Here is a 9,722-nt window from a genome sequence, read left to right on the forward strand (position 1 = left end):
CACAAACCTTGAGGTGACGCCCCAGTGCGTCTGGCCGTCACGAGGCTTTCCTGCACGATCTCGGCGCAGACGAGTTCATCGATTACACAAAAACCCCGCCTGAGAAGGTCGTGCGTGGCGTGGACCTGGTTGTCGATGCTGTCGGTGGCCCCACAGCGAACCGCTTTCTGCAGACGATCCGGCGCGGCGGTGCGCTGTTTCCCATCTTCCCGTTGGGATTCGCCGGTCACGACGAGGCTGCTGACCTTGGCGTCACGGTATCCGCGACGCAGGTGCGCTCGAATGGCCGACAACTCGCCGAGCTTGGCCGTTTGCTCGGTGATGGCACCATACGCGTCGCCGTGGATAGCACGTTCCCGCTCGACCAGGCGGCGGCGGCCCACGAGCGCGCCGCGGCCGGGCACATCCAAGGCAAGATCGTGCTCACTGTCGATGACGCGGAGCAGGGACATAAGCAGCCGGACGCCACGACGAGCTGGCCTCCGCGAATTCACGGACATTGAAGCGGTGACCTTTGACCAGTTCCTTCCTCGACCCTACCGGCGGCTCACACGCGCGCTGAACATGTGGTGCGTCACCCACACCCCGATCGGCGGCGCACCAGCACAGCAAGCTTCGCTCAGGGCGGACCGATGATCGTCAGCGCGGAAGCCGCAAACGCGCGGGGTGCTCAACGCGCCAGCGCCCTTGCCGACCTGATGGTTCTCGACACACCTGAGGAACCGGCCTTTGACGACCTCGTCTTTATGGCCGCGAAAGCTTGCAACGTCCCGATCGCGCTCATCACTCTGCTCGACGTCGATCGGCAATGGTTCAAAGCCAAGTACGGCCTCGACGTTCGCGAGACGGAAATCGACCACTCCGTATGTCAGATCGAGATCGATCGTGGAGACATGCTGGAAATCACGGACCTGACCGCTGATCAGCGCACCAAGCGCAACCCACTCGTCACCGGCGGTCGACACTTTCGGGCGTATGCCGGAGCACCGCTGATTCTACGTTCAGGGGCAATCGTCGGCCGTCTGTGCGTCATCGACACCGAGCCGCGGCCGGAAGGGTTGAACGAGCTTGAGCGAGCGATGCTGCGAGCTCTTGCCCGCCTCGCGAGCGAGAATCTTGAACTTCGTCGTACCGCAAAGGCGAGCGAACGTCTGACGGAGTTGCAAGCCGCCTTGGTCGATATCGGCGAGGCTATTCGCAATAGTGAGGATGCCGGGCAGATGGCATCAGCCACCGCCGCCATTGTCGGGCGGGTCCTCAGCGCAGATCGCGCCGGCTTGGGCCTGATCGATGACGCTGTGGAGATGCTCGACGTCGAAAGTGACTGGACTGCTCCAGGTATCCCCAGCGTCGCCGGACGACACGCGCTCGACGAATATGACGGCTTGCAAGAGCCTCTCTCCTACGGCGATCCGCTGGTCGTCTCAGATGCCTTTGCCGACGAACGCACATCTCCCAACCTAGCGCTCGCCATGCGCAACGGGGTGCGAGCGCTTGTCGATGTGCCGGTGCGGGACCTTGGCCGGACGACCGCCCTGTTCTTCGTTCATTCGGCACGCCCGAGATATTGGCTCGCAGAAGAGATCGCGTTTCTCCGCAGCGTCGCCGATCGGCTCGAGGCCGGCGTGGCGCGTCATCGCTCAGAGGAGCAGCAGCGGATCGTCAATGGTGAGATCGCGCACCGGCTCAAGAATATGCTGACCATGGTTCAGGCAATCGCGAGCCAGACGCTTCGATCCGCGAGTGACCGTGAGTCCGTTTATTCCTTCGAGCGCCGCCTCATGGCTTTGAGCGCCGCGCATGACGCTCTCCTCCAAAATAGCTGGGCCCAGGCTGATCTCGCAGCGATTGCGACCACCGTAATCGAGGCGATCGGGTTCATGGACCGGGTCAGGATGGACGGGCCCCCCGTCGCGCTCGGGCCACAGGCAGCGCTGTCCTTCTCCCTGATTGTGCATGAGCTTCTGACGAACGCCTGCAAATACGGATCCCTGAAGGGCGAGAGCGGTAATGTCTCGCTGACGTGGGAGATAGAGAGCAACGATGGCGGCGAGTGCCTCATGGTCAAATGGCGCGAATGGGGTGGACCGCTTGTCATCCCACCGACGCGACGCGGCTTCGGCTCGAAGCTCATCGGCATCGGTCTAGTCGGCACTGGCGGGGTTGATATCCGCTACGAACCGGATGGCTTTGCGGCCGATCTGCAAGCCCCGATGCGCCATTTGACGAAGGGCTGACGGAGGGATGTGCATAATGATGAGCCCTGTGGTTCTCGTCGTGGAAGACGAGCCACTTGTTCGGCTGTTCGCTTCAGAAATAATCGAAGAAGACGGCTTCGAAGTCCTGCAGGCGGCTGATGCCACCGAGGCGATCGTCACACTGGAAGCACGCCTAGATGTGCGTGTCGTCTTCACCGATGTGGATATGCCGGGCGGAATCGATGGAATCATGCTCGCTAGCTGCATTCGCGAGCGCTGGCCCGACATCCGGATCATAATCACGTCCGGCAGGCCGTGGCCGGCGGAAACCGAGCGGCCGAAGGACGTGATCTTCTTCCCGAAACCATATCGTCAGGACCGGGTGCTGGAGACGGTCCGGAAGATGGCCGCATGATGGTCAGCGCCTGCGCGCTCTGCATCAACGCCGACGCGCGCTCGAGCAACATGCCGGGACGACTCGCCCATAACCGGCGACCTCGGCTACTCCGATCGTCCGAGAGGGGTCGCGCGTCATGCTGTTGCTAACCCTCTCTTACCTCGCCGGCGTGCTGACGATCATCAGCCCGTGCATCCTGCCGGTGCTCCCCTTCGTGTTCGCGCGAGCGGGCCAGCCGTTCATGCGCAGTGGTTTGCCGCTTCTTCTGGGAATGGCAGTGACGTTCGCGGGGGTGGCGACGCTGGCGGCCGTCGGAGGCAGCTGGGCCGTACAGGCGAACAGCCTCGGAAGAGCGGTGGCGCTGCTGATACTGGGCCTGTTCGGTCTGATGCTGGCGTTCCCCGCGCTCGCCGATCGAGCCACACGACCGATCGTCAGCCTGGGCGCGCGGCTTACGGAAGCGGTGGGCCCGGAGCGGACTGGCGGCAGCTTCTGGGCATCACTGCTCCTCGGGGTAGCCACCGGTCTTCTCTGGGCGCCGTGCGCCGGCCCTATTCTGGGGTTGGTACTGACGGGGGCCGCGTTGCAAGGTGCCACTATCGGCACATCGCTACTGCTGCTGGCCTACGCCGCCGGCGCAGCAACATCGCTCGCACTGGCGCTGCTCATCGGCGGACGCGTGTTCGTTGCGATGAAGCGGTCGATCCGCGTCGGAGAGTGGTTCCGCCGCTCTCTTGGCGCGCTGGTGCTTCTCGCCGTGGCCGCCATCGCCCTGGGACTCGACACCGGTCTGCTGACCAGGCTCTCGCTCGCCGGCACATCGACTGTCGAACAGCGGCTTCTGGACAGCCTCCGGCCGGACGATCGCTCGGAGCAGACCAGCACCCTCGGAGATGGCCCGCTAGGCTTCGAGGGGGAGTTGCCGCCGCTTTCCGGCGCGACAGGCTGGCTGAACTCCCCGCCGCTCTCGCGTGAATCATTGCGCGGCAAGGTCGTGCTCATAGACTTCTGGACATACAGCTGCATCAACTGTTTGCGGACCTTGCCCTATGTCAGAGCGTGGGAAGCGAAGTACCGGGAGGCCGGCCTTGTCGTGATCGGGGTGCACGCACCCGAGTTCGCTTTCGAAAAGGATTTTGGGAACGTCGCAAAGGCTGTGCGTGATCTTGGCATCGCCTACCCGGTCGCACTCGATAACAATCATGCGATCTGGCGCGACTTCAACAACAGCTATTGGCCAGCCCACTACTTCATCGATGGCCATGGCCGCATCCGATATCATCATTTCGGTGAGGGCAATTACGCTGAGTCCGAGAAAGTCATTCAAAGGCTTTTGGCCGAGAATGGTCGCGCTGTCGGCGACATGCGGACCGTCACTGTACGCACTAAGGGAGCCTCCGCGGCCGCGAGCTGGAACGACGTACGCTCGGCCGAGACTTACCTAGGGCATCTGCGAGGTGAGCGTTTCGCGTCGCCGGGCGGGCTCGTGCGCGACACGGTACACGAGTATGTCGCACCGCCGCGACTGCCTCTGAATAAGTGGGCCTTGGCCGGACACTGGCTTGTAGGATCGGAATATGGCTCGGCCCAATCGACCGGTGCTCGCATCATCTATCGCTTTCATGCCCGCGACGTGCATCTCGTGCTCGGCCCTCCCGCGACGGGCCAACGGGTACGGTTCCGCGTGACGATCGATGGCAAGCCACCGGCGGGAGATCGTGGCACGGATATCGATGACGCCGGTAACGGCATGATCGAAGGGCAGCGTCTCTATCAGCTGGTGCGGCAGAAGGGCGCCGTCCGTGAACGCACCTTCGCGATCGAGTTTCTTGACCCCGGCGCTCAGGCTTTTGCGTTCACCTTCGGCTGAGATGATGTGCCGGAAGCATCGCAATCGACCTCGACCACAAACGATCGGAGACATAGCCGTGACGCCCGACATTCTCCTCTACACGACCAGCTGGTGCCCCTTCTGCAGGCGCGCGAAGGCACTGCTCACCGAGAAGGGTCTCAAATGGACTGAACGCGACATCGAGGACGACCCGGCTCAACGGCAGGCAATGGTTGAGGCGGCGGGCAGGAGCAGCGTTCCGCAGATATTCATCAACGGCGAGCACATCGGGGGCTCGGATGACCTCCTGGAGCTCGATGCCCGAGGCGGGCTCGACAAGCTTCTCGCCGGCCAGGCCTCCGCCACCTGATCCATGGGACCGCTCAGCCATGTCTGGGAGCGAAGGAGGACACAATGGTCTCGGCAGTTTGGAACGACGCCACTATCGCAGCGAGCGACAAGACCGTGATTGTCGAGGGCAATCACTACTTCCCGCCTGAGACGGTCGATCAAAGCCGGTTGGAGGAAAGCGATCATTCGTCCGTCTGTCCGATAAAGGGCCGTGCACGGTATTATCACATTCGGGTGGGCCGAGAGCGCAACCTGAACGCGGCTTGGGCTTACCCAAACCCGACCGCGAACGCCGAGGCGATCAGAGATCACGTCGCATTCTGGAAAGGCGTCGAGGTTGCGTAGCGGGCTCTTCGCAGAGAGTGGCATTTGATGCCGGCTACGCTTCACGCTCGCGTCTACCGGCGCCTTGAGCTTGCGCTCGATGCGCTGGAGGGGTCTGGCAATCTTCCGGCTGGGCTCGCTCGGGCCGGTTTGACGTTGGAAACGCCGCACAGCGCAGCTCACGGCGATCTGTCGACCAATGCCGCTATGGTGCTGGCCAAGGTCGCAGGCGTCTCCCCCCGGCGGCTCGCCGAGACCTTGGCACGGCGGCTGGCGGCGATCGACGAGGTGGCCGACGTCGAGGTTGCTGGGCCGGGATTCATCAATCTGCACCTGACCGACGACGCGTGGCGCGACGAGCTGGTGGCGATCGCGGAAGGGGGCGAACGATATGGAGGATCCGACTCCGGTGCTGGCAAGACGGTAAACGTCGAATATGTGTCGGCCAATCCGACAGGCCCGATGCACATGGGCCATTGCCGCGGTGCGGTTGTCGGAGACGCGCTGGCGAACCTGCTAGCTTTCACCGGACACCGGGTGATCCGTGAGTATTATGTCAACGACGCTGGAGGACAGGTGGACGTCCTCGCCCGCTCCGTGCATCTTCGCTACCTTGAGGCGCTGGGCGACAGCGTAGTCGATATTCCGGAAGGCCTTTATCCCGGCGACTACCTCAAGCCCGTTGGCCACTCCCTGGCGGCGGACTACGGCGACCGTTACCGAGATGCGCCGGAGGCCGCTTGGCTGGTAACTTTCCGCTCGCGCGCCGTCGCCGCGATGATGGAGATTATCCGCGACGATCTTGCTCTGCTCGGCATTCATCATGATCGCTTCGCATCGGAAGCCGACCTTCTCGCTGCAGGGAAGCCCGCCGCCGCTGAAGGTTGGCTACGCGAGCGCGGCCTGATCTATGACGGCGTCCTTGAACCGCCCAAGGGAGAAGCGCCGGAAGGATGGCAACCAATCGAGCTGCCGCTTTTTCGCTCCACTAGCTTCGGCGACGACCAAGACAGACCCATCCGCAAGGCGGACGGTAGCTGGACCTATTTCGGCACCGATCTCGCCTATCACTTCGAGAAATCTCGCGATGCCGATGAGATAGTCAACATCTGGGGTGCGGACCACGCGGGCACGGTAAAGCGCATTGTGGCGGCCACCGCGGCACTTACCGAGGGGCGCAGCCGCTTTGATGTCAAGTTGGTGCAGATCGTCCGGCTGCTTCGCGACGGCGCCCCGGTCAAGATGTCGAAGCGCGCCGGCAACTTCGTGACGCTCGCCGACGTCGTGCGCGAGGTCGGCAAGGATGCCGTCCGCTTCACTATGCTGACCCGCAAGGCGGAGGCGCCGATGGATTTCGACTTCGCTAAGGCAGTCGAGGCTTCACGGGATAACCCGGTCTTCTATGTTCACTACGCCCACGCACGCATCCAGTCGCTTTCTCAGCGAGCAAGCGAGGCCGGAATCGTGTTAACCGGCGATCCCGACTTAACCCCGTTGGACAGCCAGGACTTAACTCTCGTCAAGTTGGCAGCCCAGTTTCCGCGAGTAGTGGAGGCGGCCGCGTCGGCGCGCGAGCCGCATCGGATCGCCTTCTTCCTTGCCGATCTCGCGGCGGCTTTCCACGCCGCTTGGAACGCGGGCATCGATGATCCAGGGCGCCGTTTCATACGTGACGACAACCTGCCGATCAGCCGCGCACGACTCTTCCTGGCAGGCGCCATCGGGCAGGTTTTTCGTAACGGCCTTGCGCTGATGGGCGTCGAGCCTGTGCAGCATATGCCCAGAACGCCGTGACCTGTAATCAGGGAGACAAGGTCGCTGCGCAGGCGCTGGTCAAGCAGGCTGCCCTGCTATTCGGCGCGCCTGCTGCGGGTCCGCCATCGCGCCCGCCCCCCTTCGGAAGCGATTTTCGGTAATGCATCAACTATCTGGAATGGCGGATGCCGCGTTCGAGGCAGCGCTGGAGCGGCTACCGCGGGGCTTCAGCGAAGGGTTTTTCGACGGCCGCCGCTACGGCGTGACGGTACAGCGATCTCACGACGGTCGGCGCAACAGCTTGTTTGCGAGAGATCTCGCCGGCACCGATATCGTAAGCTTTAACCTGTACCGTATGCTGGACGGCGACACGTTGCTGAGACCTTGCGAGATGTCGTCGCAGAAGGTGGTGAACTTTGTGCTCGGATTCACGCCCGCTGAGTAGCTATAATCTCGCGATCTTTGCGAGATCGGGGACGCTTTTGCTATCCGCTCACACGGTCTCTCAAGGCTATGGAAACTATAGCCGCTAGTCATTGGACTTCGATCCGGGGCAAACTCATTCTGTTGATCTCTACGGCCGAAAGGGAATCGATATCGGCTCCTGTGAAAGCCACCGATCAGGGAGCCTCTCGATGACCAATGCCAGCCCTGCGCCAGTCGCAACCCCGACCGACCTTGACGAGTCCGCGACGATGACCGTGGCGGACGCTCTCAAGATCATCCTGGCGAACAGCTACGCGGTCTACCTCAAGACCAAGAATTTCCATTGGCATGTCTCTGGGCCCTATTTCAGGGACTACCACCTTCTCCTTGATGAGCAGGCGGCCGAGATCCTCGCTGTCACCGACGCCATCGCCGAGCGCACCAGAAAGACGGGCAACCGAACACTGACTTCGATCGGCGACATAGCACGCCACCAAACGATCAAGGACAATGATGCCGAGATCGTGACGCCACAGGAGATGCTGGCCGAGCTGAGGGCCGATAACCTGCATATGGTGGAAGCGTTTCGGCGGGCTAAGGAGGTCGCGGATGAGGCGAAGGATAACGCCACCTCTGGCCTCGTTGACACTTGGACCGATGAGGCTGAGCGTCGTGCCTGGTTCCTGTTTGAAGCCAGCCGGCCCGCCTGACGAGCGATACTGAAGGTAGAAGATGATGAAGGTTGGCCTTGGTGGCGGTTGCCACTGGTGCACCGAGGGCGTGTTTCAGGCACTGCGAGGTGTCGCCCGGGTCGATCAGGGGTTTTTGCAATCTGAGCCACCGGCGGACACCTGGGCCGAGGGCGTTGTCGTGGCCTTTGACCCGTCCGCCATCAGTCTGGGGACGCTCGCCGAAGTGCATCTCAGAACACACTCTTCCAGCAGAGCACGTTCACCCCGCGGAAAGTACCGCAGCGCGATCTATATCTTCGAGCCTGGCCAACGTTCCGAGGCTGAGCAGGCTGTCCGCCGGTTCGCGGCCCAGGCTGCAAAGGATATTCACACGCAGGTGATGCCCTTCGTCGGCTTCCGGCCGTCGGACGAACGCTACCTAAACTACTATCGCACCGATCCCAGCCGGCCATTCTGTCGCCGGTACATAGATCCGAAACTCGATCTCATCCGACGCGAGTATGCGGATATCGCGCTGACTGACTTTCACGAGCTTGGCGAGGCGCCAAGCGACGCCGACGCTCACAAGGTTGGCGGCTGAACCTCGCTGAGAAGCTATCGGTTCTGACGGATCGACAGCCAAAATGAGATACTGTATATGCGTCGCGCATATTAATCAGGATTTTCGGTTGGCATCTCCTCGTTCCAAGCGGATGCGGTCTAAAATGGGTCGCGCATGTCAAGACCTGTATCGCGAGGTGTCCGTGATCATGCGCCGGGCCGAGCTTCTACGGCGTATTCGTGCGGCCAGGCGGCAAGACACGGGACGAATGCTCAATTTGATGAGGTCCAAGTTTCTGATTGCCGAGTGGGCCAGAGGGGACCTGGCTCTGCTGCGATGGGCGCTCGTCCTAGTGTTGCTCTGGTCCGGCGCCATGAAGTTCACAGCCTACGACGCCTACAACATCGCTCCTTTGATCGCCGAAAGTCCGATCCTAAGCTGGCTGAGCATGTTCGGGGTGCAGGGCGAGAGCAACTTCATTGGTTTCATACAGCTTGCGACCGCATTCGCCCTAACTGCAGGAGCTTTCAGCGCTTTGTTCTCGGCGCTCGGAGCAGCCATGTCGATGTGTTTCTCGCTGATCACGCTGTCCTTTTTCGTTACTACGCCAGGAGTGGCAGAGACCTCCGCGGGCGGGTTTCCGGCGATCTCGACAGTGCCCGGCCAATTCCTGCTCAAGGACGCGGTGCTGCTCGCCGCGTCCCTCGTCCTGCTTCGTAAGCGTCCGGTCTTCTCCACCTTGCTGACGAGGTGATGCGCAAGCCACAGGTGCGGCACTGTGGCAGACACCGGTGCGGCATCATGGCGACGCGAATTATCGAGATGGTTGGGCCTGAACCGCGCCGGCGGTTCAGCGAAGATGACAAGGCGCGGATCGTGTCGGAGGCGATGATGCCGGGTGCCAGCGTGTTGGAGGTGGCGCGGCGACACCGGGTGTGCACGTCGCTGGTGTATCGCTGGCGACGCACGCTGCTGCGCGATGGGGTGGCGAGCGAAGCATTGCCGTTGCCGGGGCCGGCATTCATTCCGGTCGAGGTGGCGGGCGCGCCCATGGTGCCGCATTCGGAGCCGCTCGGGCCGGGTGCGGTGGAAGTGGTCGGCCCGGCCGGGCAACGCATCCGCCTGGCACCTCCCATCGACGCGCGGGTGCTCAAGACCGTGCTGGCGGGGTTTGCTTGATCGGGCCGCCGGGCGGTGTCCGGGTGGG

Annotated in this window: 12 protein-coding genes; all 12 read left to right on the forward strand. The window is 62.5% G+C overall.

Features of this window, described 5'->3' with window-relative positions:
* Positions 1–119: 119 nt before the first annotated feature.
* The 12 genes from B2V90_RS06550 (at position 120) to tnpA (ending at position 9,694) form a co-directional block, all read left to right on the forward strand.
* The gene (locus B2V90_RS06550; protein WP_293920461.1) at positions 120–503 is read left to right on the forward strand and encodes a zinc-binding dehydrogenase; all 384 of its coding nucleotides are present in this window, start codon (positions 120–122) and stop codon (positions 501–503) included.
* A 129-nt stretch (positions 504–632) separates the two neighbouring features.
* Positions 633–2,237 (forward strand): sensor histidine kinase, encoded by a 1,605-nt coding sequence (locus B2V90_RS06555; RefSeq protein WP_293920464.1) that lies wholly within the window; start codon positions 633–635, stop codon positions 2,235–2,237.
* A 16-nt stretch (positions 2,238–2,253) separates the two neighbouring features.
* Positions 2,254–2,613, forward strand: coding sequence for a response regulator (locus B2V90_RS06560; protein ID WP_293920467.1), 360 nt, complete (start codon positions 2,254–2,256; stop codon positions 2,611–2,613).
* Positions 2,614–2,731: 118 nt separating this feature from the next.
* Entirely contained in the window at positions 2,732–4,465 is a 1,734-nt protein-coding gene (locus B2V90_RS06565; protein WP_293920469.1) for a cytochrome c biogenesis protein DipZ, read from the forward strand.
* A 58-nt stretch (positions 4,466–4,523) separates the two neighbouring features.
* Positions 4,524–4,796, forward strand: coding sequence for a glutaredoxin 3 (gene grxC, locus B2V90_RS06570; RefSeq protein WP_293920472.1), 273 nt, complete (start codon positions 4,524–4,526; stop codon positions 4,794–4,796).
* A 44-nt stretch (positions 4,797–4,840) separates the two neighbouring features.
* On the forward strand, positions 4,841–5,122 hold the full coding sequence (locus B2V90_RS06575) for a DUF427 domain-containing protein (RefSeq protein WP_293920475.1): 282 nt from the start codon (positions 4,841–4,843) through the stop codon (positions 5,120–5,122).
* A 27-nt stretch (positions 5,123–5,149) separates the two neighbouring features.
* Complete coding sequence (argS, locus tag B2V90_RS06580; protein ID WP_293920477.1) at positions 5,150–6,895, forward strand: arginine--tRNA ligase; 1,746 nt, start codon at positions 5,150–5,152, stop codon at positions 6,893–6,895.
* Positions 6,896–7,034: 139 nt separating this feature from the next.
* Positions 7,035–7,301 (forward strand): hypothetical protein, encoded by a 267-nt coding sequence (locus B2V90_RS06585; RefSeq protein ID WP_293920480.1) that lies wholly within the window; start codon positions 7,035–7,037, stop codon positions 7,299–7,301.
* A gap of 190 nt (positions 7,302–7,491) precedes the next feature.
* Positions 7,492–7,992, forward strand: a complete 501-nt coding sequence (locus tag B2V90_RS06590; protein WP_293920483.1) for a Dps family protein — start codon at positions 7,492–7,494, stop codon at positions 7,990–7,992.
* 22 nt (positions 7,993–8,014) lie between these two features.
* Positions 8,015–8,554, forward strand: a complete 540-nt coding sequence (locus tag B2V90_RS06595) for a peptide-methionine (S)-S-oxide reductase (protein WP_293920486.1) — start codon at positions 8,015–8,017, stop codon at positions 8,552–8,554.
* A gap of 229 nt (positions 8,555–8,783) precedes the next feature.
* Positions 8,784–9,269: a DUF417 family protein gene (locus B2V90_RS06600; RefSeq protein ID WP_293920488.1), complete on the forward strand. Its 486-nt coding sequence runs from the start codon at positions 8,784–8,786 to the stop codon at positions 9,267–9,269.
* Between the two features lie 47 nt (positions 9,270–9,316).
* Positions 9,317–9,694: an IS66-like element accessory protein TnpA gene (gene tnpA, locus B2V90_RS06605; protein WP_070240710.1), complete on the forward strand. Its 378-nt coding sequence runs from the start codon at positions 9,317–9,319 to the stop codon at positions 9,692–9,694.
* The last annotated feature ends 28 nt before the right edge of the window (positions 9,695–9,722 follow it).

Source organism: Sphingobium sp. UBA5915 (assembly GCF_002431195.1).
GTDB classification, from domain to species: Bacteria; Pseudomonadota; Alphaproteobacteria; order Sphingomonadales; family Sphingomonadaceae; genus Sphingobium; species Sphingobium soli.